A 21,589-nucleotide genomic window follows, 5' to 3' on the forward strand; every position below is an offset into this window, starting at 1 on the left:
CCGCCGCCTGGCTTCCCGGGAAGGGGGTGGCCCAGCCGCAAGGTAGCGACCGACGAAGGCCGGAGGGCCAAAAAAGAACGGCCCGCTTGCGCGGGCCGTTGCTTCACGCCTGAAGGCGCTCCGTCGGGAGCGCCGGATCAGCCGGCTTTGCGGGCCGCCAGCTGGCGCAGCACGAAGTGCAGGATGCCGCCGTGGCGGAAGTATTCGACTTCCTTCGGGGTCAGCAGCAGCACCTGCACCTGGAAACGGATCTCGGTGCCGTCCGGGCGCTTGGCCACCACGGTGGCCTGGCGGGCCTTGCCATCGTCCAGGCCGATGATCTCGACCACCTCGTCGCCCTTCAGGCCCAGGCTCTGCGCGTTCTGGTCGTCCAGGAACTGGCAGGGCAGCACGCCCATGCCGACCAGGTTCGAGCGGTGGATGCGCTCGAAGGTTTCCGCGATCACTGCCCTAACGCCCAGCAGGTTCGTGCCCTTGGCCGCCCAGTCGCGCGACGAACCGGTGCCGTATTCCTTGCCTGCGAATACGACCAGCGGCACGCCATCGGCCTTGTACTTCATGGCCGCGTCGTAGATCGGCATCTTCTCGCCCGACGGATAGTGGATCGTATTGCCGCCTTCTTCGCCGCCCAGCATCAGGTTCTTGATGCGGATGTTGGCGAAGGTGCCGCGCACCATCACGTCGTCGTTGCCGCGGCGCGAGCCGTAGCTGTTGAAGTCGGCCGGCTGCACGCCGCGACCCTGCAGGAACTTGCCGGCCGGCGAGCTGGCCTTGATGTTGCCGGCCGGGCTGATGTGGTCGGTGGTGATCGAATCGCCGAACAGGCCCATCACGCGCGCGCCGTGGATGTCGGTGATCGGGCCGACATCCATCTTCATGTCGTCGAAGTAGGGCGGGTTCTTGATGTAGGTGGAAGCCTCGTCCCAGGCGAACTTGGCGCCGTCCGGGGACTGGATCTGGTTCCAGCGGCTGTCGCCGGCGAAGACGTTGGCGTAGTTGGCCTTGAACATCTCCGGGCCGACCGTGCGCGCGATGAAGTCGCCGATTTCCTTGTTGCTGGGCCAGATGTCCTTGAGGTACACCGGCTTGCCGTCGCTGCCCGTGCCCAGCGGCTCGGTGCTCAGGTCGATGTCGACCGTGCCGGCGATGGCGTAGGCCACCACCAGCGGCGGCGAGGCCAGGTAGTTCATCTTCACTTCCGAGTGCACGCGGCCCTCGAAGTTGCGGTTGCCAGACAGCACCGACGTGGCCACCAGGTCGTTCCGGGCGATGGCCTCGGACACTTCCTCGGGCAGCGGGCCGGAGTTGCCGATGCAGGTGGTGCAGCCGTAGCCGACGACGTAGAAACCAAGCTTCTCGAGATCGTCGAGCAGGCCGGCCTTCTTGAGGTAATCGGTGACCACCAGCGAACCCGGGCCGAGCGAGGTCTTGACCCACGGCGCGGCCTTGAGGCCCTTGGCGGCGGCGTTGCGCGCCAGCAGGCCGGCGCCCAGCATCACGGCCGGGTTGGAGGTATTGGTGCAGGAGGTGATGGCGGCAATGACCACCGAACCGTCGGTGATCTCGACGTCCTGGTCCTGGATGCGCAGCTTCGACACCGGCCGGACGGCCAGGTGGTCGGCCTGCGGCTGGTGGCCGCCTTCGGCGTCCATGCGCGCCACTTCTCCGTTGGTCGGCTTGCGCTTGGCGGTCAGGCCGGCCAGGTTTTGCTCGAAGTTGCGCTTGAGGTCGGTCAGCAGCACGCGGTCCTGCGGGCGCTTGGGACCGGCCAGCGATGGCTTCACTTCAGCCATGTCCAGGTGCAGGGTGGCGCTGTATTCGGCTTCCGGCTGGCCCGGGGTGCGCCACAGGCCCTGGGCCTGTGCGTAGGCCTTGACCAGCGCGACCTGCTCTTCGTCGCGACCGGACAGGCGCAGGTAGGTGAGGGATTCTTCGTCGACCGGGAAGATGCCGCAGGTGGCGCCGTATTCCGGGGCCATGTTGGCGATCGTGGCGCGGTCGGCCAGGGGCAGGTGGTCCAGGCCTTCGCCATAGAACTCGACGAACTTGCCGACCACGCCCAGGCTGCGCAGCATCTGGGTGACGGTGAGCACCAGGTCGGTGGCGGTGGCGCCCTCGGGCAGCTTGCCGGTGAGCTTGAAGCCCACGACCTGCGGGATCAGCATCGAGCTCGGCTGGCCCAGCATCGCGGCCTCGGCCTCGATGCCGCCCACGCCCCAGCCCAGCACGCCGATGCCGTTGATCATGGTGGTGTGCGAGTCGGTGCCGAACACGGTATCCGGGTAGGCGACCAGTTCGCCGTCCTTCTCGCCGGTCATGACCACGCGCGCCAGGTGCTCGAGGTTGACCTGGTGCACGATGCCGGTGTTGGGCGGCACGACCTTGAAGTTGTCGAAGGCCTTCTGGCCCCAGCGCAGGAAGCTGTAACGCTCCTGGTTGCGCTGGAATTCGATCTTGCCGTTGAGGTCCAGTGCCTCGGGCTTGCCGAAGACGTCGACCTGCACCGAGTGGTCGATGACCAGTTCGGAGGGAATGAGCGGGTTGATCTGGTCGGCGTTGCCGCCGAGCTTGACCACGGCGTCGCGCATCGCGGCCAGGTCGACCACGCAGGGCACGCCGGTGAAATCCTGCAGCACCACGCGCGCCGGCATGAAGGCGATCTCGGTGTCCGGCTCCTTCTTCGCGTCCCAGGTGGCCACGGCCTCGATGTGGTCCTTGCCCACCGTCATGCCGCCGTCTTCGCAGCGCAGGAGGTTTTCGAGCAGGATCTTCATCGAGTAGGGCAGGCGCTTGAGGTCGAAGCGCTGGCCCAGTTTTTCGAGGCTGTAGAAGGTGTAGGACTTGCCGTTGACGGCCAATTGGTCGCGGGTGGCGAAGGAGTCGCTCATGGACAGGCTCCGGGGGCTGGTTAGCCCCGTATTATGCCTTAGTCCGTACCCTCCCGTCCGGGCCGCCGCCGCGCCGCGCCGGCCTCAGGCCGTGGCGTCGAGCCATTCACGGGTGGCCTGCGCCAGGGCGCGACGGCCGACCAGGAAGTCCCAGTAGCTGCCGCCCAGCTGGCGCCAGAGCACGGCGGCACGCAGTGCCGCCAGCAGGGTGGCGCGTACCTCGCCGACCACGTCGGGCTGGCCCAGGTAAACCGGGTTGCCCTGCACCAGCACGCGCGGCCCGACCGGCGAGACCTCGTTGGCGTACAGCTCGCCCAGCCTCGCCAGCACGGTGGGGTGGGACGGTCCGAAGTGCTCGCGCTGGCGGGCGATCTCCTCCAGGCCATCGTGCACGGCGCCCGGCGCCCGATGGTGCTTGATGAACTTGCGCTCCAGGTGCAGCACGGTCATGGCCATGCGGGTCAGGGCCGCGTCACGGCCGGCGCCGCCGTCGAGCTGGCCGGCAAGGCGCTCAAGCCCGGGCCTGAGCTTGTGTGCGCCGTCAAAGACGGCTTCGGGTGTTTCGGCGTCGAAGCGGAACAGGCTGTCGATGCTGGCCGCCAGCGGTTCCGACTGGGCCTGGCCGGTCTGGGCCATCTGCTGCACCAGCTGCACGGCCTGCAGCAGGCCGGCGAGGGCGAGGGCGCGATCCTTCATGGTGGGGCGGTTTTCCTTTCCAGGGGGGCGTCGGTGGCGGCGATCACGGCGCCACCCAGGCATTCATCGTCGCGGTAGAAGACCACGGACTGGCCGGGCGTGACCGCGCGCTGCGGGGACGCGAAGGCTACGGAAAGCGTACCGTCCGCGTCCACCTCCACGCGGCAGGCCTGGTCGTCCTGGCGGTAACGGGTCTTGGCGGTGCAGTCGAAGCGGGTCGCCGGGGGCGCACCCGCGACCCAGTGCGCCGGCTCCGAACGCAGGCGGGTCGAGAGCAGGTAGGGGCTGTCGCCGCCCTGGTCCACGACCAGCACGTTGTTGGCCACGTCCTTGCCCACGACGAACCAGGGCGCGGCCGGACGGCCGCGAACGCCGCCGATGTGCAGGCCTTCGCGCTGGCCAAGGGTGTAGTACCAGCAGCCGGCGTGCTCGCCGACGACCACGCCGTCGGGGTCGCGGATTTCGCCCGGGCGGGCCGGCAGGTAGCGGCCCAGGAACTCCCGGAAGTCGCGCTCGCCGATGAAGCAGATGCCGGTGGAGTCCTTCTTCGCCGCCGTCGGCAGCCCGGCTTCGGCGGCCAGCCGGCGGACCTCGGCCTTGGGCAGGTGGCCGATCGGGAACAGCGTGGCCGCCAGTTGCTCCTGTCCCAGCTGGTGCAGGAAATAGCTCTGGTCCTTGCCGGTGTCGACGCCGCGCAGCAAGGCCCAGTGGCCGTCGCGCTGTTCGACCCGGGCGTAGTGGCCGGTGGCGATGGCTTCGGCGCCCAGGGCGCGGGCTTCGTCGAGGAAGGTCTTGAACTTGATTTCCCGGTTGCACAGGACGTCCGGGTTGGGCGTGCGCCCGGCCCGGTATTCGTCCAGGAAGTGCTGGAAAACATCGGCCCAGTACTGGGCGGCGAAGTTGCGGCTGTGGAAGGGGATGCCCAGCAGGCCGGCGATGCGCAGGGCGTCCCGGCGGTCGTCTTCGGCCCGGCAGTTGCCCTTGTCGTCCGCTCCCGGCTTCCCGCCTCCCGCGGTACTGGCACCTTCCTGGGCGTCGTCGTCCCAGTTCTGCATGAACAGTCCGGCCAGCGACTCGCCCTGGCGTTTGAGCAGCAGCGCGGCCACCGATGAATCGACGCCGCCGGACAGGCCGACGATGACCCGGGCGGTGCTCATCCGACGTGGTTCAGTGCATTCAGGGGCAGCCGCCGCCCGGCCAGGAAGTCTTCGGCGACCTTCCAGACCAGCGGGCTGCGGTGGCGCGCCGACTCGGCCGCCAGTTCGCCCGGCGTCAGCCACAGCGCCCGCACGATGCCTTCGTCCAGCGGCAGGTCGGGGTCGTGGCGAAGCGGTTCGGCGGCGAAGGCCATGCGCAGGAAGTGTTTGCCGTCGGCCGGCGACGCCCACTGGTAGGCGCCGATGAAGGCGGTCAGTTCGACCTCCCAGCCGGTTTCTTCCAGGGTTTCGCGGCGGGCGGCCTCGAGCAGGCTCTCGTCGGGTTCGAGGTGGCCGGCGGGCTGGTTCAGGACCAGCGCCCCCTGCACCTGTTCCTCGACCACCAGCAGGCGACCGTCGCGCACGACCACCGTGGCGACGGTGACGTCGGGTTGCCAGAAGCGGCCGCTGCGGTAGTTCAAAGCTCGTCGGAACCCAGCAGTTCGCGCTCGACGGCATCGGCCGAGGCGGCGGCCAGGTCGATCGCCTCGTCAAGCGCGTCGGCGCTGGCGCTGGCCGGGATCTTGATCACCAGCATGGCCACGTCTTCCTGCTTCACCCAGGCGCCGAGCTTGAGGTTGTTGCTGCGCTCGAGCAGGTCGTTGGCGATGGCGGGGGTGAAATCGCCGGACGGGGCGCGGTAGCCCGGCGACCAGATCTCGCGGACCTTGAAATGGTCGGTGGATTCGACCGCGGACCGGACCCAGACCAGCTGCGTGCGGTCGTCGTTCACGCGCACGGTGATCCGGAAGTCGCCGTCTTCATCGATCGTGAAGGGCGTTCCCTTGGATTCGAGCTGGGCTTTCACGACGGCGTCATGGTTCGCGGCAAGGGCGGGGGTGGCCAGAAGGGCAAGGGCGAGAAGGGCGAGGCGAATAGGCATGTAGGCGCTCCGGGTCGGTTGCCGGCGGGATCCGGCCCGTCCATCTTATACTTGCCCCATGCCCCAGAATCGCCCACCCGAACGCGAACACGACCACGGCGTGGCGGTAGAGACCGCCAAGCCCGAGGTCGTCCGCCCGCCGCTGTACCAGGTTGTCCTGCTCAACGATGACTTCACGCCCATGGACTTCGTGGTCGAGGTCCTGCAGGTTTTCTTCGCCCTCAACCGCGAACAGGCCACCCAGGTGATGCTGCACGTCCACACCCGGGGCAAGGGCGTTTGCGGCGTCTACACGCGCGAAGTGGCTGAATCGAAGGTAACGCAAGTCAACGAGTTCTCCCGGGAGCACCAGCACCCCCTTTTGTGCACCATGGAAAAAGCCTAGGCTGGCCCCATATCGGAGCAAACGTTCCGGAGTAGAGCATGTTCAGCAAGGACCTCGAGTACACCATCGGCCAGTGTTACAAGCAGGCCCGCGAAGCCCGCCATGAGTTCATGACGGTCGAGCACCTGTTGCTGGCGCTGTTGGACAACCCGTCCGCCGCCGGCGTGCTCAAGGCCTGCGGGGCCGACCAGCCGCGCCTGGCCACCGGGCTTCGCCAGATCATCGCCGACACCGTACCGGTGCTTCCCACCGACGATCCGCGCGACACGCAGCCGACCCTGGGTTTCCAGCGCGTGCTGCAGCGCGCGGTCTACCACGTGCAGTCCTCGGGCAAGAAGGAAGTCACCGGCGCCAACGTGCTGGTCGCGATCTTCGGCGAGAAGGACTCGCACGCGGTGTATTTCCTCAACCAGCAGGAAATCACCCGCCTGGACGTGGTCAATTACCTTTCCCACGGCATCGCCAAGATCGGCGAAGCCAGCGAAGACAAGCCCGCGCCCGAAGCCAAGCCCGAGGGCGAGGAAGGCGCAGAGACCAAGGGCAATCCGCTCGAGGAATTCGCGGCCAACCTCAACCAGCTGGCCAGCGAGGGCAAGATCGACCCGCTGATCGGCCGCGAGGAAGAGGTCGAACGCACCATCCAGGTGCTTTGCCGGCGCCGCAAGAACAACCCGCTCTACGTCGGCGAAGCCGGCGTCGGCAAGACCGCGCTGGCCGAGGGCCTGGCCTGGCGCATCGTCGAGGGCAAGGTGCCCGAGGTGCTCAAGGACGCCACCATCTACTCGCTCGACCTGGGCGCGCTGGTGGCCGGCACCAAGTACCGCGGCGACTTCGAGAAGCGCCTGAAGGCGGTGATCCAGCAGATCAAGAAGGAACCGGGCGCCATCCTGTTCGTGGACGAGATCCACACCATCATCGGCGCCGGTTCGGCGTCGGGCGGCACGATGGACGCCTCCAACCTGATCAAGCCGGTGCTCCAGAGCGGTGAGCTCCGCTGCATCGGTTCGACCACGTTCCAGGAATACCGCGGCGTCTTCGAGAAGGACCGCGCACTGGCCCGCCGTTTCCAGAAGATCGACGTGGTCGAGCCCACCGTGGCCGAAACCGTGGCGATCCTGCACGGCCTGAAGACCCGTTTCGAACAGCACCACGACGTCGAATACGCGTCCGACGCCCTGCAGGCGGCGGTCGACCTCTCGGTCAAGCACATCAACGACCGCCTGCTGCCCGACAAGGCCATCGACGTGATCGACGAGGCCGGTGCACGCCAGCGCCTGCTCACCGACGAGCTGCGAAAGAAGATCGTGGATGTCGAGGAAATCGAGCTGATCGTGGCCAAGATGGCGCGCATCCCGACCAAGCAGGTCAGCGCATCGGACAAGGACGTGCTGGAAAACCTCGAGCGCAACCTCAAGATGGTCATCTTCGGCCAGGACCCGGCCATCGAGACCCTGGTGTCGGCGATCAAGCTGGCCCGCTCTGGCCTCGCCAGCCCGGAGAAGCCGATCGGCAACTTCCTGTTCGCCGGCCCGACCGGTGTCGGCAAGACCGAGGTGACCAGGCAGCTGGCGATGCAGCTGGGCATCGAGCTGGTGCGTTTCGACATGTCCGAATACATGGAAGGCCACTCGGTGAGCCGCCTGATCGGCGCGCCCCCGGGTTACGTCGGCTTCGACCAGGGTGGCCTGCTCACCGAAAAGATCGTCAAGACCCCGCACTGCGTGCTGCTGCTCGACGAAATCGAGAAGGCGCACCCGGACGTGTTCAACATCCTGCTGCAGGTCATGGACCGCGGCGTGCTGACCGACACCAATGGCCGCGAGGCCAACTTCCGCAACGTGGTGCTGGTGATGACCACCAATGCCGGTGCCGCCCAGGCGTCTCGCCGCACGATGGGCTTCGTCGAACAGAACCACACCACCGACGCGATGGAAGTCATCCGCAAGGCGTTCACGCCCGAGTTCCGCAACCGCCTGGATGGGATCATCCAGTTCGGCTCGCTGGGGCTGGACCACATCCTGCGCGTGGTGGACAAGTTCCTGATCGAGCTCGAAGCCCAGCTGCACGAAAAGCACGTCAGCCTTTCGGCGACGCCGGAAGCGCGGCAGTGGCTGGCCCAGCACGGTTTCGACCCGCAGATGGGCGCGCGCCCGATGGCGCGTCTGCTTCAGGACAGGATCAAGAGGCCGTTGGCGGACGAGCTGCTGTTCGGCAAGCTGGCCAACGGCGGTCGCGTGTCCGTGGACGTACGCGACGGGGAGCTGGTGGTCGATTCCCAGGCCGAGCCCGAGAAGCTGCTCCCCGCTACCGTCTGATTATTTCATGCGGTAGGTGATGCGACCCTTGGTCAGGTCGTAAGGGGTCATCTCGACCTTGACCTTGTCGCCGGTCAGGATGCGGATGTAGTTCTTGCGCATGCGGCCGGAAATGTGGGCCGTGATCACGTGGCCGTTCTCGAGCTTGACCCGGAACATGGTGTTCGGGAGGGTCTCGAGAACCGTACCTTCGAATTCAATGCAATCGTCTTTGGACATTCTCTGTTTCGCTGGGCGGGGGAACCGCGCTTGGAAGCCGGTGATTCTGCCATCTCCTTGCCCCACTTGCAAAAATTTGGTTAACCGCCGCTGACGCCTGCCAGTGATGCTGCCGGCAGCGGCGGCAGTCCGGACCAGTTTCCGGGACGGCCCGGACGCTCCGCCAGCTCGCCCAGGCGCGCCAGGTAGCTTGCCCGCGGAATTTCCCGGGCCCCGAGCGACATCAGGTGCGGGTTGCTTATCTGGGCATCGACCAGGGGCCAGCCCCAGCCGGCCAGCCAGTGCCCCAGCGCTGCCAGCGCCACCTTGGATCCGCCGGATTGGCCGCTGAACATGCTTTCGGCGCTGAACATCTCGCCCGAGGCGACGCCATAGAGGCCACCGACCAGGCGCTCGCCCTCGAAGACCTCGATGCTGTGGGCGTGCCCGAGCCGGTGCAGCCGGCCATAGGCCTCGCGCATGGCCGGAAGGATCCAGGTGCCGTCCTGGCCGGGGCGGGGTGCGTGTGCGCAGGCCGCGACGACGGCGTCGAAACAGGTGTCGGCCCGCACGGTCCAGGGACTCTTTCGCAGCTGTCGGCGAAAGCGCCCCGGCAGGCGGATGCCCGTGGTTTCGAAAACAGCGCGCGGATCCGGGCACCACCAGAGCGGCGGCTGGCCTTCGCTGAACCAGGGGAAGATGCCCTGGCGATAGGCCGCGCGCAGGCGTTCGGGCGAAAGGTCGCCGCCCCAGGCCAGCAGGCCGTTGGGCTCCTCAAGCGCCATCGACCCCGGCGGAAAATCCGCGGGGCGCTCAGGATGCAGGCGGGGGATCGGCAGGAAGCTCACGGTAGGGATGATGCCGCAGCACCACGTCCCGATGGGCCGCGACGGCGCGGCGCTCCTGTCCGCACCAGTCCGCCAGTGCCGCGCCAAAGGCGGTTTCGGCCACGTAGTGGTGGCTGCGGGTCAGGACGGGGAGGAAACCGCGTGCGACCTTGTGTTCGCCCTGGGCACCGGGCTCGAAGACCCGCAGGCCCTCGCGCAGGCAATAGTCGATGCCCTGGTAATAACAGGCCTCGAAGTGCAGGCCTGGCGAGGCCTCGACGGCACCCCAGTAACGCCCGTAAAGCGTGTCGCCACCGCGCAGGCACAGTGCGCCGGCGGCGATTTCCCCGTGGCGCTCGGCCAGCACCAGCACCAGCTGCCGCGGCATGGCCTGGGCCAGGTGCTGGAAGAAGGCCAGGGACAGGGCCGGGTGGTTGCCGTAGTCGGCGAAGGTGCGGCAGTAGAAGTAGTACATCGCCTCGAGGTCGGCTTCGCTGGCCTCGTCGCCATGCACGCAGCGAAACCGGAATCCGTCGCGGGCGACGCGGGTCCTTTCCTGGCGGATGTTCTTGCGCTTGCGCGGCTGCAGGTCGGCCAGGAAGGCCTCGAAGTCGGGCCAGTCGCGGTTGCGCCAGTGGTACTGGACATCATCACGCCGCAGCCAGCCGTCGCCGAAGGCGGGCGACTCGGTCTCCGGATGGAAATTCACGTGCAGGGACGACAGGCCGTCGCGCAGCGACTGGTCGCGCATCGCGCCGGCGAGCACGGGAAGGTCGTCGGGGTCGCGGGCCAGCAGCCGCGGGCCGGTGACCGGGGAGTAGGGCACCGCGACCAGCCACTTGGGGTAGTACTCCCGCCCCAAGCGATGGTGGGCCTGGGCCCATGCCTGGTCGAAAACGAACTCGCCGTGCGAGTTCGACTTCAGGTAGGCCGGCGCGGCCGCGACCAGTTCGCCGTCGCGCCAGAGGCTGGCGTGCCGCGGGGTCCAGCCCCAGGCCGGACGCAGGCATCCGTGCCGCTCCAGTCCCGCCAGGAAGCCGTGGCTGATGAAGGGGTTGGCGCCATCATGCAGGGCATCCCAGGCTTCGGCAGGGATGTCGTCGAGCCGGTCGTGGAGCCGGAGTTCGGGGGGCATGGTTAGTTTGCAGGAGCGCCTTCGGGCGCTCCTGCAGGCCGGGTTGTCATTCCTTGTCGAGGAACTTTTCCGCGTCCAGCGCCGCCATGCAGCCGAAGCCGGCGGACGTGATCGCCTGGCGATAGACCTGGTCGGCCACGTCGCCGGCGGCGAACACGCCCGGCACCGACGTGGCGGTGGCGTTGCCGTCCAGGCCCGACTTGATCGTCAGGTAGCCGTTGCGCATGTCCAGCTGGCCCTCGAACAGCGAGGTGTTCGGGGTGTGGCCGATGGCGACGAAAAAGCCCTGCACGGCGATCTCGCGGGCCACGTCGTCCTTGGTCGAACGGATGCGCATGCCGGTGACGCCCGAGGCGTCGCCCAGCACTTCGTCCACGGTGTGGTCCCAGATGATCTCGACCTTGCCGGCCTGGGCCTTGGCGAAAAGCTTGTCCTGCAGGATCTTTTCCGAGCGCAGCTTGTCGCGGCGGTGCACCAGGTAGACCTTGCGGGCGATGTTGGACAGGTACAGCGCCTCCTCGACGGCCGTATTGCCGCCGCCGATCACGGCCACGTCCTGGTCGCGGAAGAAAAAGCCGTCGCAGGTGGCGCAGGCCGACACGCCCTTGCCCATGAAGGCCTGTTCGCTGGGCAGGCCCAGGTACTTGGCGCTGGCGCCGGTGGCGATCACCAGCGCGTCGCAGGTGTATTCACCGCTGTCGCCGACCAGGCGGAAGGGCCGGCGCGACAGGTCGGCGGTGTGGATCTGGTCGAATACGATCTCGGTCTCGAACCGCTCCGCGTGCGCCTGCATGCGCGTCATCAGGTCCGGGCCCATCAGGCCATGGGCATCGCCCGGCCAGTTGTCCACTTCGGTGGTGGTCATCAGCTGGCCACCCTGTTGCAGGCCCGTCACCAGCACCGGCTTGAGGTTGGCGCGGGCGCCATAGACGGCGGCGGAATAGCCGGCCGGGCCGGAACCGAGGATGAGCAGGCGGCAGTGTTTGGGGGCGGTCATGTATGATTCTTCAGGTTCGTGGGGAGTTGTCGCGACGGCCACGTAGCTTGTAGGCCACGGCCAGGCAAATCAAGGCGAACACCGGGGCCTCAGTGTTCCGGGGCTCGCCCGGGGGGCAGTGGGCGTGATAACGCAAACTGCTGTATAAACAGCCAGCTATAACGACCTTCTGAGGCATTTTCTCTCGGTGGCGCGCACTCCAGATCGAAGCACCAACGCCGGCATGGACCGTCGCCAGAAACTCTGGCGCGAACTCGCGCTGGTCGCTCTCTCGCCGCTGCTGCTGTATCTGCTGGCGAGCCTGCTCAGTTACCACACCGACGACCCGGGTCTTTCCCGCACCGGTTCGGTGGCCGGCCCGCTGCACAACGTCGGCGGCCTGGTGGGGGCCCACCTGGCCGACCTGGCCTTCTGGTTCTTCGGCTACGTCGCCTACACGGTGCCGCTGGTGCTCGGTGGCATCGCCTGGATCGCACTTTTCGGGCTCGATTCCGACGGCGACGGCCGGGTCGATTTTGGCCCCGCGCTGCGCCTGGTCGGCATCGTCGGCTTCCTGGTCTCGGCCTGCGGCCTGGCCCACATCCTCGGCGGCGCCGCGCCCGACCTGCCCGAAGGGTCCGGCGGCATCCTGGGCCAGCTGGTCGGCACCTCGATGCGCCGGGTGTTCGGCGGCATGGGCGGCAACCTGTTCCTGATCTCGGTGGTGCTGATGTCGGTCACCCTGGCCACCGGCCTGAGCTGGTTCGCCCTGATGGACTGGATCGGCGGCAAGGTCCTGGCCCTGTACGAACGCCTGGGCAAGCGCACCCGCCAGGCCGCCGAATGGCAGCGCGCCCGTGTCCTGCGCGAGGAGCGCGAGGAAGTGCGCAAGGTCGATTCGGCCAAACGCGCCAAGCGCGAACCGGTGCGCATCGAGCCGCCGGCAAAGCCGGTCATCGAAAAATCCGAGCGCGCCCAGCGCGAACAGCAGATCCCGCTGTTCAACGTCGGCGGCGGCGAGGGCCTGCCGCCGCTGTCGCTGCTCGACGACCCCAAGGAACAGCCCAAGGGATATTCGGAAGAAACCCTGGAAACCCTGTCGCGGCAGATCGAGTTCAAGCTCAAGGACTTCCGCGTCGAAGTGCAGGTCGTCGGCGCCTACCCGGGCCCGGTGATCACCCGCTTCGAGATGGAGCCGGCGCCGGGCGTGAAGGGCAGCCAGATCAGTTCGCTCGACAAGGACATCGCCCGCGGCCTGAGCGTGAAGTCGGTGCGCGTGGTGGACGTCATCCCGGGCAAGTCGGTGGTGGGCCTGGAAATCCCCAACAGCCACCGCGAGATGATCTACCTCAGCGAGATCCTGCGCTCGAAGGAATACGACAAGCTGGCCTCGCCGCTGGCGATGGCGCTGGGCAAGGACATCGCCGGCCGGCCGGTGGTGGTCGACCTGGCCCGCATGCCGCACCTCCTGGTCGCCGGCACCACCGGCTCGGGCAAGTCGGTGGGCGTCAACGCCATGGTGCTGAGCCTTCTTTACAAGGCCAGCGCCAAGGACGTGCGCATGCTGATGATCGACCCGAAGATGCTGGAACTGTCGGTCTACCAGAACATCCCGCACCTGCTGGCGCCGGTGGTCACCGACATGAAGGAGGCCGCCAACGGCCTGCGCTGGTGCGTGGCCGAGATGGAGCGCCGCTACAAGCTCATGAGCGCGGTCGGCGTACGCAACCTGGCCGGCTTCAACCGCAAGGTCAAGGACGCCCAGGACGCCGGCCAGCCGCTGATGGACCCGCTGTTCCGGCCCAACCCGGACCTGGACGAAGTGCCGCGCCCGCTCGAGGCGCTGCCCTACATCGTCGTGTTCATCGACGAATTCGCCGACATGATGATGATCGTCGGCAAGAAGGTCGAAGAGCTGATCGCCCGCCTGGCGCAGAAGGCCCGCGCCGCCGGCATCCACCTGATCCTGGCCACGCAGCGTCCCTCGGTGGACGTGATCACCGGCCTGATCAAGGCCAACATCCCGACCCGCATCGCCTTCCAGGTCAGCTCCAAGATCGACTCGCGCACGATCCTCGACCAGTCCGGCGCCGAAACGCTGCTGGGCAACGGCGACATGCTCTACCTGCCGCCGGGCACCGCCATGCCCGAGCGCGTGCACGGCGCCTTCGTCAGCGACGAGGAAGTGCACCGCGTGGTCGCGCACCTGCGCCAGAACAGCAAGGGCCCGGACTACATCGAGGGCGTGCTGGAGGAGGTGCAGTCGATGGGCGACGGCGTGGTGATCGGCCCGACCGGCCTGCCCGAGTCCGGCGCCGCCGGCGACGAATCCGACCCGCTCTACGACGAGGCGGTGAGGGTCGTCACCGAAACCCGGCGTGCGTCCATCTCGGGCGTGCAGCGGCGCCTGAAGATCGGCTACAACCGCGCGGCCCGCCTGATCGAGGCCATGGAAGCGGCCGGCATCGTCACCCCGCCCGAGCACAACGGCGACCGCCAGGTGATCGCACCGCCGCCACCGCGCTGAACCGGCTCCCGGCCGGGCGGTTTTAAGCCGCCGTTCAAGCGCCGCACGCGCCGTTCAGGCAAGCCGCGACACACTGGCCACCAAAGCACACCGAGGCTATCCCGATGCGTCTGTTCGTACTTCTGCTGCTTACCCTTGCCGCGCCCCTGGCCCATGCCGGTGCGCGCGACCAGCTCGACGCCTTCGGTGCCGGCATGACGGGCATGGCGGCGGACTTCGAGCAGCGCGTGCACGCGCCCGATGGCGAACTGCTGGAGTCGTCCAGCGGCAAGCTCAAGCTGCGCGCGCCGCGGCAGTTCCGCTGGGAGGTGGTGCAGCCCTTCCCGCAGGTGATCGTCGCCGACGGCACCCACGTCTGGATCCACGACCCGGACCTGGAGCAGGTGACGGTACGCATCCAGAGCCACGAGGAGCAGGGCAGCCCGCTGTCGGTGCTGGTGGATCCGACCGAGCTCGACCGCCAGTTCGAAGTGGCCGAAGGCGTGCAGTCGGACGGCATGTCCTGGCTGGCCCTGACCCCGCGCAAGCCCGAGGAATCCCCGTTCGAAAGCGCGCGCCTGGGTTTCGACGCCAATGGCCTGGTGGTGATGGAAATGAGCGACGGCCTGGGCCAGCGCACCGAGGTGCGCTTCAAGGACTGGCAGCGCAACCCGGCCTTCGACGCCACGACGTTCGCCTTCACCCCGCCGCCGGGCACCGAAGTGGTGGGCGAAATGGCCCGGGCCGCCGAAGTGATGCCGCTGGCTGACTGAAGCAACGGGGCTAAACTGGGGCCGTGAGCCGAAAAGCCTCCCCGTCCGCCCCGCTGTTCGCAGCACCCGAGGGCCTCAAGCCCCTGGCCGAGCGCATGCGCCCGGCCAGCCTGGACGACATGGTCGGCCAGCGCCGGCTGCTGGCGCCGGGTTCGGCGCTGCGCCGCGCGGTGGAATCGGGCCGCGTGCATTCGATGATCCTCTGGGGTCCGCCGGGCTGCGGCAAGACCACGCTGGCCCTGCTGCTGGCGCGTTACGCGGAGGCAGAGTTCGTGGCGATCTCGGCGGTGCTTTCGGGCCTGCCGCAGGTGCGCGAAGTACTGGCGGCGGCCGAGGCCCGGTTCGGCGAGGGCAGGCGCACCGTGCTGTTCGTCGACGAGGTCCACCGCTTCAACAAGACCCAGCAGGACGCCTTCCTGCCGCACATCGAACGCGGCAGCATCCTGTTCGTCGGTGCCACCACGGAAAACCCCAGCTTCGAACTCAATTCGGCGCTGCTCTCGCGCTGCCGCGTGCACGTGCTCGAGGCGGTGTCGGTGGACGATATCGTCGCCGCCCTGCGCCGCGCCCTGGACGACGAAACACGCGGCCTGGGCGGGCAGGGCATCGAGGTGGACGAAGCGCGCCTGCGCGACATCGCCGGCGCCGCAGACGGCGACGTTCGCCGGGCGCTGACCCTGCTGGAGATCGCCGCCGAACTGGCCGCCGACGAAGGCGGCCGCATTTCCGAAACCACGCTGGCCCAGGTGCTGGCCGACCGCACCCGGCGATTCGACAAGGGCGGCGAACTTTTCTACGACCAGATATCGGCCCTGCACAAATCGGTGCGCAGTTCGAACCCGGACGCGGCGCTGTACTGGTTCGCGCGCATGCTCGACGGCGGCTGCGACCCGGCCTACCTGGCACGGCGCATCACCCGCATGGCGGTCGAGGACATCGGCCTGGCCGACCCGCGCGGCCTGCAGATCTGCGTGGAAGCCTGGGACACCTACGAGCGCCTGGGCAGCCCCGAGGGCGACCTGGCGCTGGCGCAGGCGGTGATCTACCTGGCCAGCACCGCCAAGTCCAACGCCGGCTACGTGGCCTTCAAGGCGGCGCAGGCCGACGTGCGCGACACCGGCACCCTGGACGTTCCCCTGCACCTGCGCAATGCGCCGACCAAGCTGATGAAGTCGCTTGGCTATGGCAGCGGCTACCAGTACGACCACGACGCGCCCGAGGGCATCGCCCTGGGCCAGACCGCGTTCCCGGAAGCCATGGGCGAGCGGGTGTATTACGAACCCGTCGAGCGTGGCCTGGAAATCAAGCTCAAGGAAAAGCTCGACCGCCTGCGCGCCGCCCGCGAGGCGGCCCGCAAGGGCTGAGCCGGCTTAGCGCGGGTCGCTGTCCACGCGCAGCACCGGGTAGCGGTCCAGCGCCTGGTCATAGGACGCATGCCGGCGGTAGAAGAAGTCCAGTCGCGCCGACGGGCTGGCGGCGAAATCGGCGTCCTCGGCAAGGCGCTTTTCGAAGGCTTCGCGAAGCGCCGGATCCCCGGCGAGCATCTCCCGCGCGACGGCCTCGGCCACGTAGGCCTCCATGTATTCCTTGGCTTCGAAGTGGTTGTTGAAACGGCCCCAGGCCAGCAGCGAATCGGGGGCCAGCGGCTCGAGCAGGGCCATCACCACGCGCGAACGCGGCTGGCGGATCGGCACGAACAGCGCGCCCTTGCCCAGCGCGATGCGTTCGTCCGCCCATTCGCCGGTGACGGTGAGCCGCTGGTGGCCTTCGACCGGCGTGGCGCCGAAGGCCTTGCTGCTGGCCCGGAACGATTGCACGTCGGTCTCGCCCAGCGCAGGCAGTTCATGGAAGGCGAGGTCGTGCAGGCGCAGCTTGGCCGCCACCTGCGCGGCGTGTTCGGCCGGCACCAGGTAACCGGCACCGGGCCGCGGCACGGTGATCGCCGGCTGTATGTCGTCGCGCAGGGGAATCCGCCACAGCTGCGGCGTGGATTCGTCGTAGCGGGTCATCAGCGCGCCCGATACGTCCGAGGGTTCGCGGGTGTAGGCGTAGCCGCGGAAGTCGATCGTGCGCACCTTGTCGCTGGCTGCGAAGCTCAGCGGTGCCGGCGTGGGATCGGGCTGGCTCGCGGCCACGTCGGCGGCGCGCGCGGCGCGCTGCCAGGCCTGGCCGTGTTCGGCGATCTGCTCGATCACCGACACCACGGTGTTGCGGGTGCTGCGCACGCGTTCGGGGTAGGTGCGCCAGGAGTGGGTTTCCACCAGCATGCCCAGGCGGTTGCGCATCCAGAAGTAGCCGGTCGAGAACCGCGGCGGCGCCACCGAGTCGGTGAAACCCGAGGCGGGGTCGTCGTACACCACGAAGGACGGGTAGAACGGCAGCGGCAGCGAGCCCTGGTCGGCCAGGTCGGCGATGACGGCGTCGCGCCACTGCCGGCCGATGGCCCGCAGGGCCGGGTCGCCGGCGTACAGGGGTTCGACCATGACCGCGATGTCGTGTTCGAACTGGGCGCCGTTGGTGGCGTGCAGGTCCACCACCGCCAGCGGGTCCCAGGTGTTCACCAGGGCCAGCATGGCCTGCATCTCCGGCGCGTCGGCCTTGAGGTAGTCGCGGTTGAGATTGAGGTTCTGCGCCGTCGTGCGCCAGCCCATTTCCACCGGGCCGCGCTGGTTGGGGCGGTTCCAGGCGCTGAAGCGTTCGTGGCCGTCGACGTTGAAGACCGGCACGAACAGCAGCACCTGCTTGTCCAGCGCACCCGGCGCCGCCTCGCCCTCAAGCAGTTCGCGCAGGGCCAGGAAGCCGGCGTCCTTGCCGTCGATTTCGCCGGCGTGGATACCGCCCTGCACCAGCACCACCGGCAGGCCCTGGCGGCGCGCGGCCAGCGGATCGAGTGCGCCCGAGGTGGACGCCACCAGCGCCTTCATCGGCTGGCCCTGCGGCGTCGTGCCGAAGTCGAAGCAGCGCACCGACGCCGGGTAGCGGGCGGCGAAGGCGTCGCACAGGTCGACGACTTCCGAGTAGCGGCCGGTGCGGGTGAAACCCGATTCTTCGGCGACCGTGGTCAGCGGTGGTGCCGCGAGAGCGGGCAAAGTGGTGAGCAGGAGCAAGCTGGTGATCAGGCGCATGAGGGTCCGGGCAGTGGGGCGCAAACGCAAAGCCTACAAGTTTCCGTGCCCTGGTTTGAATTAACCTTGGCCCATGAACTGGACCCTGCTCTGGCTGGTGATGGCCGGTGGCGCACTCGGCGCCGGTGGCCGCCATCTCATCGGCGCCTGGCTGCTGCGACAGATCGGCGACGGCCTGCCCTGGGGCACGCTGGCGGTCAACCTGCTGGGTAGCCTGGCGGCGGGATTCCTGTTGGTCTGGCTGGAAGGCCGCGGCCCGGGCGCGCTGTACGCGCGCGCCTTCCTGGTGGTGGGCGTGCTCGGTGGCCTGACCACGTATTCGGCGCTGATGCTCGAATGCCTGCTGTATGCGCGCACCGCCAAACCCGGGGTGATGCTGGCTTACCTGGCGATGACCCTGGTCGGCGGCCTGGCCCTGGTCTGGGCCGGCGCACGCCTGGCCACCTGGTTGCGCCCGGTCTGAGTCCGGCTCAGAAGCGTTCGAGCACCGGCAGGTAGCGCCACTGCCCGACCGGCATCTTCGACAGGCCGACGCGGCCGATGCGCAGGCGATGCACGGCCGTCGCCTTCAGGCCCACTTCCGCGCACAGGTGCTCGAGCAGGCCCGGGCGCACGCCCTTGATGGCAAAACGCAGGCGCTGTTCGCTCTGCCAGCTGACCCGGAACGGCGCCACCGGCCAGCCCTGGAAGGTCGTGCCGCCGGTGAGGCGTTTCCAGCCATACGGCGCCAACTCGCCTTCGACCTCGACGTTGAACTCCTGCTCGATGCGCTCGCCATCCTGCTTGAGCTTCTGCAGCACCCGGCCATCCTGGCTGAAGACCATCAGCCCGCTGGCCTCCACCGGCAGGGGCATCGCCGGCTGCAGGCGAGGGAAATGCCGCTGCAGCAGGCGCCAGCCCGACGGGTCGTCGGCCCAGCGATTGGCGGGCACCAGCAGGGCCTCGGCCGGGTTCGTACCCGCAGCCGGGTCGTAGCCGGCCGGCTTGTGCAGCAGCATCGTCGCCGGCTCGGCCGGGTCGGGGCGGGCGTCGGGCAGCAGGGCCACGTTTTCGACGGTGACCGGATGCTGCGGCGCCTCGACCACGACGCCGTCCACGGTCACCCAGCCACCCTGCACGTAACGTTCGGCCTCGCTGCGCGTGCAGCCGGTGATCTCGACCACGCGGCGCGCCAGGCGGACCGGCTCGGTCATGACTTGCGGGCGGCCTTCTTCAGGTCCTTCTCCGCGCGCTTTTCCTTCGGGGTTTTCTCCGGCTTCTTCTTTTCGTTCTTTTTCTGGTTCAGGCCCTTGGCCATGGTCGTGCTCCGTGACGCCGCCACGCGGATGCGCGGCCCGGCGGGCGACAGCATGCGCCCCTGGCGCCGGAATCGCCATGATTTTCGTTGCACGGGTGTCCGGCGCGGCGCGATAATGCGCCGGCCTGTTTCATTTATGGAATGACCCCATGCTCGACCCGACCCTGCTGCGTGGCCACCTCGCCGATACCGCCGCGCGCCTGAAGCAGACCCGGGGCTTCGACCTCGACGTGGCCGGCTTCGAGCGGCTCGAGGCCGAGCGCAAGGCCATCCAGGGCCGCACCCAGGAGCTGCAGAACCTGCGCAACACCCGCTCCAAGGCCATCGGCCAGGCCAAGGCCAAGGGCGAGGACGTGGCGCCGCTGATGGCCGAGGTCGCCGGCATCGCCGACGAACTCAAGGCCTCCGAGGTCCGCCTGGACGAACTGCGGGCCGAACTCGAGGCCATCGCCCTGGCCATTCCCAACCTTCCCGACGCCAGCGTGCCGGCCGGCGCCGACGAGAAGGACAACCAGGAGGTGCTGCGCTGGGGCACGCCGCGCAGCTTCGATTTCGCGGTGAAGGACCACGTCGAGCTCGGTGCCCGCGACGGCTGGCTCGATGGTGATACCGCCGCCAGGCTCAGCGGCGCCCGGTTCACCGTGCTGCGCGGCCCGCTGGCGCGCCTGCACCGGGCCCTGGCGCAGTTCATGCTGGACCTGCACGCCGGCGAACACGGCTACCAGGAAACCAACGTGCCGCTGATCGTCAACGCCGACAGCCTGCGTGGCACTGGCCAGCTGCCCAAGTTCGAGGACGACCTGTTCGCCACCGACCTCGGCGACGACCGCCGCTACCTGATCCCCACCAGCGAAGTGCCGCTGACCAACATCGTGCGCGACAGCATCGTCGAGGACGGCGCGCTGCCGCTGCGCATGACCGCGCACTCGATGTGCTTCCGCGCCGAGGCCGGCAGCCACGGCCGCGACACCCGCGGCATGATCCGCCAGCACCAGTTCGAGAAGGTCGAACTGGTGACGATCGCGCGTCCGGAGGAGTCGGCCGCCGAGCACGAACGCATGACCGGCTGCGCCGAAACCGTGCTGCAGAAGCTGGGCCTGCCTTACCGCAAGGTGCTGCTGTGCACCGGCGACATGGGCTTTTCGGCCATCAAGACCTACGACCTGGAAGTCTGGCTGCCCAGCCAGGACACCTACCGCGAGATCAGCAGCTGCTCGAACTGCGGCGATTTCCAGGCCCGTCGCATGCAGGCGCGCTGGCGCAACCCGGCAACGGGCAAGCCCGAGCCGGTGCACACGCTCAATGGTTCCGGCGTGGCCGTCGGCCGCGCCCTGATCGCGGTGATGGAAAACTACCAGCAGGCCGACGGCAGCATCGAAGTCCCCGCCGCGCTGCGGCCCTACATGGGCAACCTGGAGCGCATTGGATGAACCACCCCGACCTCAACGACCTGCAGTTCTACGCAATGGTGGTCGAACACGGCGGTTTCGCCGCCGCCGAACGTGCCCTGGGCGTGCCCAAGTCGCGCCTGAGCCGCCGCATCGCCCAGCTGGAAAACGAGCTGGGCGTGCGCCTGCTGCAGCGTTCGACCCGCAAGTTCGCGGTCACCGAGGTCGGCCAGAGCGTCTACCGCCATGCCCAGACCATGCTGGCCGAGGCCCAGGCGGCGCGCGAAGCAGTCGACCGCGTGTCGGCGGCCCCGCGCGGCACGATCAAGGTCAGTTGCCCGGTGGCCCTGGCCCAGGAGCTGCTGGCGCCGCTGCTGCCCACCTTCATGAAGACCCACCCGCAGGTGCGCGTCCAGCTGCACGTCAGCAACCGCCGCGTGGACGTTATCCAGGAAGGCTTCGACGTGGCGCTGCGGGTGCGTTCGCAGCTCACCGAGGACGGCGAGATGGTGGCCCGCAGCTTCGGCCAGCTGCGCGAACTGCTGGTGGCCAGCCCGCGCTACCTCGACCGCATCGGTCGCCCGCAGGCGCCGGCCGACCTGGCCGGCCACACGACGCTGAGCATGAGCGACGACGACGCCCGCCAGCGCTGGACCCTGCACGGCCCCGAAGGCCAGGTGCAGCGCGTGGACCTGACGCCGGCGCTGATGGCACAGGACTTTCCGCTGCTGCTGGCTGCCGCGCGGGACGGCCTGGGCGTGGTGCTGCTGCCCGAACTCAGCTGCGCCGAAGCCATCCGCCAGGGCGAGCTGGAAGTGGTGCTGCCCCAGTGGAGCCTGCCCCAGGGCATCTGCCACGCCATATATCCTTCGCGCCGCGGCCTGCTGCCGGCGGTGCGCGTGTTCATCGATTTCCTGGCCGAGCACTTGCCGGCGAAGATCCAGGACAGCAAGCTCAAGTGCGGCACGCCCGGCGGCGTACCCTGCTGACGGGCGCCGCGG

Annotated in this window: 19 protein-coding genes; 8 read left to right on the plus strand and 11 right to left on the minus strand. The window is 68.5% G+C overall.

What is annotated here, in order from left to right; translation table 11 throughout:
* Window positions 1-137 precede the first annotated feature (137 nt).
* The 5 genes from acnA to ACYVJH_RS02685 all read right to left on the minus strand — a co-directional run bounded on the left by acnA (window position 138) and on the right by ACYVJH_RS02685 (window position 5,663).
* Window positions 138-2,888: an aconitate hydratase AcnA gene (gene acnA / locus ACYVJH_RS02665; protein WP_460453109.1), complete on the minus strand. Its 2,751-nt coding sequence runs from the start codon at window positions 2,886-2,888 to the stop codon at window positions 138-140.
* 84 nt (window positions 2,889-2,972) lie between these two features.
* Window positions 2,973-3,584, minus strand: a complete 612-nt coding sequence (gene hflD, locus ACYVJH_RS02670) for a high frequency lysogenization protein HflD (RefSeq protein WP_460453110.1) — start codon at window positions 3,582-3,584, stop codon at window positions 2,973-2,975.
* Window positions 3,581-4,741 carry a tRNA 2-thiouridine(34) synthase MnmA gene (gene mnmA, locus ACYVJH_RS02675; protein ID WP_460453111.1) on the minus strand — a complete coding sequence of 387 codons (1,161 nt, stop codon included), beginning with the start codon at window positions 4,739-4,741 and terminating at the stop codon, window positions 3,581-3,583. The genes hflD and mnmA overlap by 4 nt, the downstream gene beginning before the upstream one ends.
* On the minus strand, window positions 4,738-5,202 hold the full coding sequence (locus ACYVJH_RS02680) for an NUDIX hydrolase (RefSeq protein ID WP_460453112.1): 465 nt from the start codon (window positions 5,200-5,202) through the stop codon (window positions 4,738-4,740). Before ACYVJH_RS02680 ends, mnmA begins: the two co-directional genes overlap by 4 nt.
* Window positions 5,199-5,663: a hypothetical protein gene (locus ACYVJH_RS02685; protein WP_460453113.1), complete on the minus strand. Its 465-nt coding sequence runs from the start codon at window positions 5,661-5,663 to the stop codon at window positions 5,199-5,201. Before ACYVJH_RS02685 ends, ACYVJH_RS02680 begins: the two co-directional genes overlap by 4 nt.
* A 58-nt stretch (window positions 5,664-5,721) precedes the next feature.
* Between ACYVJH_RS02685 and clpS the strand changes: the two genes are divergently transcribed.
* The gene (gene clpS / locus ACYVJH_RS02690; RefSeq protein ID WP_460453114.1) at window positions 5,722-6,048 is read left to right on the plus strand and encodes an ATP-dependent Clp protease adapter ClpS; all 327 of its coding nucleotides are present in this window, start codon (window positions 5,722-5,724) and stop codon (window positions 6,046-6,048) included.
* A 38-nt stretch (window positions 6,049-6,086) separates the two neighbouring features.
* Window positions 6,087-8,363, plus strand: coding sequence for an ATP-dependent Clp protease ATP-binding subunit ClpA (clpA, locus tag ACYVJH_RS02695; RefSeq protein ID WP_460453115.1), 2,277 nt, complete (start codon window positions 6,087-6,089; stop codon window positions 8,361-8,363).
* Here clpA and infA read toward each other — a convergent pair whose 3' ends face one another.
* The 4 genes from infA to trxB form a co-directional block, all read right to left on the minus strand.
* Window positions 8,364-8,582, minus strand: coding sequence for a translation initiation factor IF-1 (gene infA / locus ACYVJH_RS02700; RefSeq protein ID WP_034220409.1), 219 nt, complete (start codon window positions 8,580-8,582; stop codon window positions 8,364-8,366).
* Window positions 8,583-8,662: 80 nt separating this feature from the next.
* Window positions 8,663-9,346, minus strand: coding sequence for a leucyl/phenylalanyl-tRNA--protein transferase (aat, locus tag ACYVJH_RS02705; protein ID WP_460453116.1), 684 nt, complete (start codon window positions 9,344-9,346; stop codon window positions 8,663-8,665).
* 28 nt (window positions 9,347-9,374) lie between these two features.
* Complete coding sequence (locus ACYVJH_RS02710) at window positions 9,375-10,523, minus strand: GNAT family N-acetyltransferase (protein ID WP_460453117.1); 1,149 nt, start codon at window positions 10,521-10,523, stop codon at window positions 9,375-9,377.
* A gap of 46 nt (window positions 10,524-10,569) precedes the next feature.
* Window positions 10,570-11,520, minus strand: coding sequence for a thioredoxin-disulfide reductase (gene trxB / locus ACYVJH_RS02715; RefSeq protein ID WP_460453118.1), 951 nt, complete (start codon window positions 11,518-11,520; stop codon window positions 10,570-10,572).
* Between the two features lie 223 nt (window positions 11,521-11,743).
* On the opposite strand from trxB, the gene ACYVJH_RS02720 reads away from it, so the two are divergent.
* The 3 genes from ACYVJH_RS02720 (at window position 11,744) to ACYVJH_RS02730 (ending at window position 16,142) form a co-directional block, all read left to right on the plus strand.
* On the plus strand, window positions 11,744-14,026 hold the full coding sequence (locus tag ACYVJH_RS02720) for a DNA translocase FtsK (RefSeq protein WP_460453119.1): 2,283 nt from the start codon (window positions 11,744-11,746) through the stop codon (window positions 14,024-14,026).
* 104 nt (window positions 14,027-14,130) lie between these two features.
* Entirely contained in the window at window positions 14,131-14,778 is a 648-nt protein-coding gene (gene lolA / locus ACYVJH_RS02725) for an outer membrane lipoprotein chaperone LolA (RefSeq protein WP_460453120.1), read from the plus strand.
* A gap of 95 nt (window positions 14,779-14,873) precedes the next feature.
* Window positions 14,874-16,142 (plus strand): replication-associated recombination protein A, encoded by a 1,269-nt coding sequence (locus ACYVJH_RS02730; RefSeq protein WP_460454257.1) that lies wholly within the window; start codon window positions 14,874-14,876, stop codon window positions 16,140-16,142.
* A gap of 6 nt (window positions 16,143-16,148) precedes the next feature.
* On the opposite strand, the gene ACYVJH_RS02735 is transcribed toward ACYVJH_RS02730, so the two are convergent.
* Window positions 16,149-17,903 (minus strand): M14 family metallopeptidase, encoded by a 1,755-nt coding sequence (locus tag ACYVJH_RS02735; protein WP_460453121.1) that lies wholly within the window; start codon window positions 17,901-17,903, stop codon window positions 16,149-16,151.
* Between the two features lie 73 nt (window positions 17,904-17,976).
* Between ACYVJH_RS02735 and crcB the strand changes: the two genes are divergently transcribed.
* Window positions 17,977-18,366 (plus strand): fluoride efflux transporter CrcB, encoded by a 390-nt coding sequence (crcB, locus tag ACYVJH_RS02740; RefSeq protein WP_460453122.1) that lies wholly within the window; start codon window positions 17,977-17,979, stop codon window positions 18,364-18,366.
* A gap of 7 nt (window positions 18,367-18,373) precedes the next feature.
* Here the strand turns inward: crcB and ACYVJH_RS02745 are convergent, their stop codons facing one another.
* The gene (locus ACYVJH_RS02745; protein ID WP_460453123.1) at window positions 18,374-19,096 is read right to left on the minus strand and encodes an RNA pseudouridine synthase; all 723 of its coding nucleotides are present in this window, start codon (window positions 19,094-19,096) and stop codon (window positions 18,374-18,376) included.
* Window positions 19,097-19,349: 253 nt separating this feature from the next.
* Between ACYVJH_RS02745 and serS the strand changes: the two genes are divergently transcribed.
* Both serS and ACYVJH_RS02755 read left to right on the plus strand, forming a co-directional pair.
* Window positions 19,350-20,630: a serine--tRNA ligase gene (gene serS / locus ACYVJH_RS02750; RefSeq protein ID WP_460453124.1), complete on the plus strand. Its 1,281-nt coding sequence runs from the start codon at window positions 19,350-19,352 to the stop codon at window positions 20,628-20,630.
* Window positions 20,627-21,577 (plus strand): LysR family transcriptional regulator, encoded by a 951-nt coding sequence (locus ACYVJH_RS02755; protein ID WP_460453125.1) that lies wholly within the window; start codon window positions 20,627-20,629, stop codon window positions 21,575-21,577. Before serS ends, ACYVJH_RS02755 begins: the two co-directional genes overlap by 4 nt.
* Window positions 21,578-21,589 lie beyond the last annotated feature (12 nt).

Source organism: Arenimonas aestuarii (genome assembly GCF_054781715.1).

What these genes read in the sequence shown, in the direction of transcription:
- acnA (WP_460453109.1), bottom strand. Translation starts at nt 2,888, where the DNA reads ATGAGCGACTCCTTCGCCACCCGCGACCAATTGGCCGTCAACGGCAAG.
- hflD (WP_460453110.1), bottom strand. Translation starts at nt 3,584, where the DNA reads ATGAAGGATCGCGCCCTCGCCCTCGCCGGCCTGCTGCAGGCCGTGCAG.
- mnmA (WP_460453111.1), bottom strand. Translation starts at nt 4,741, where the DNA reads ATGAGCACCGCCCGGGTCATCGTCGGCCTGTCCGGCGGCGTCGATTCA.
- ACYVJH_RS02685 (WP_460453113.1), bottom strand. Translation starts at nt 5,663, where the DNA reads ATGCCTATTCGCCTCGCCCTTCTCGCCCTTGCCCTTCTGGCCACCCCC.
- clpS (WP_460453114.1), top strand. Translation starts at nt 5,722, where the DNA reads ATGCCCCAGAATCGCCCACCCGAACGCGAACACGACCACGGCGTGGCG.
- clpA (WP_460453115.1), top strand. Translation starts at nt 6,087, where the DNA reads ATGTTCAGCAAGGACCTCGAGTACACCATCGGCCAGTGTTACAAGCAG.
- infA (WP_034220409.1), bottom strand. Translation starts at nt 8,582, where the DNA reads ATGTCCAAAGACGATTGCATTGAATTCGAAGGTACGGTTCTCGAGACC.
- aat (WP_460453116.1), bottom strand. Translation starts at nt 9,346, where the DNA reads ATGGCGCTTGAGGAGCCCAACGGCCTGCTGGCCTGGGGCGGCGACCTT.
- ACYVJH_RS02710 (WP_460453117.1), bottom strand. Translation starts at nt 10,523, where the DNA reads ATGCCCCCCGAACTCCGGCTCCACGACCGGCTCGACGACATCCCTGCC.
- trxB (WP_460453118.1), bottom strand. Translation starts at nt 11,520, where the DNA reads ATGACCGCCCCCAAACACTGCCGCCTGCTCATCCTCGGTTCCGGCCCG.
- ACYVJH_RS02720 (WP_460453119.1), top strand. Translation starts at nt 11,744, where the DNA reads ATGGACCGTCGCCAGAAACTCTGGCGCGAACTCGCGCTGGTCGCTCTC.
- lolA (WP_460453120.1), top strand. Translation starts at nt 14,131, where the DNA reads ATGCGTCTGTTCGTACTTCTGCTGCTTACCCTTGCCGCGCCCCTGGCC.
- ACYVJH_RS02730 (WP_460454257.1), top strand. Translation starts at nt 14,874, where the DNA reads ATGCGCCCGGCCAGCCTGGACGACATGGTCGGCCAGCGCCGGCTGCTG.
- ACYVJH_RS02735 (WP_460453121.1), bottom strand. Translation starts at nt 17,903, where the DNA reads ATGCGCCTGATCACCAGCTTGCTCCTGCTCACCACTTTGCCCGCTCTC.
- crcB (WP_460453122.1), top strand. Translation starts at nt 17,977, where the DNA reads ATGAACTGGACCCTGCTCTGGCTGGTGATGGCCGGTGGCGCACTCGGC.
- ACYVJH_RS02745 (WP_460453123.1), bottom strand. Translation starts at nt 19,096, where the DNA reads ATGACCGAGCCGGTCCGCCTGGCGCGCCGCGTGGTCGAGATCACCGGC.
- serS (WP_460453124.1), top strand. Translation starts at nt 19,350, where the DNA reads ATGCTCGACCCGACCCTGCTGCGTGGCCACCTCGCCGATACCGCCGCG.
- ACYVJH_RS02755 (WP_460453125.1), top strand. Translation starts at nt 20,627, where the DNA reads ATGAACCACCCCGACCTCAACGACCTGCAGTTCTACGCAATGGTGGTC.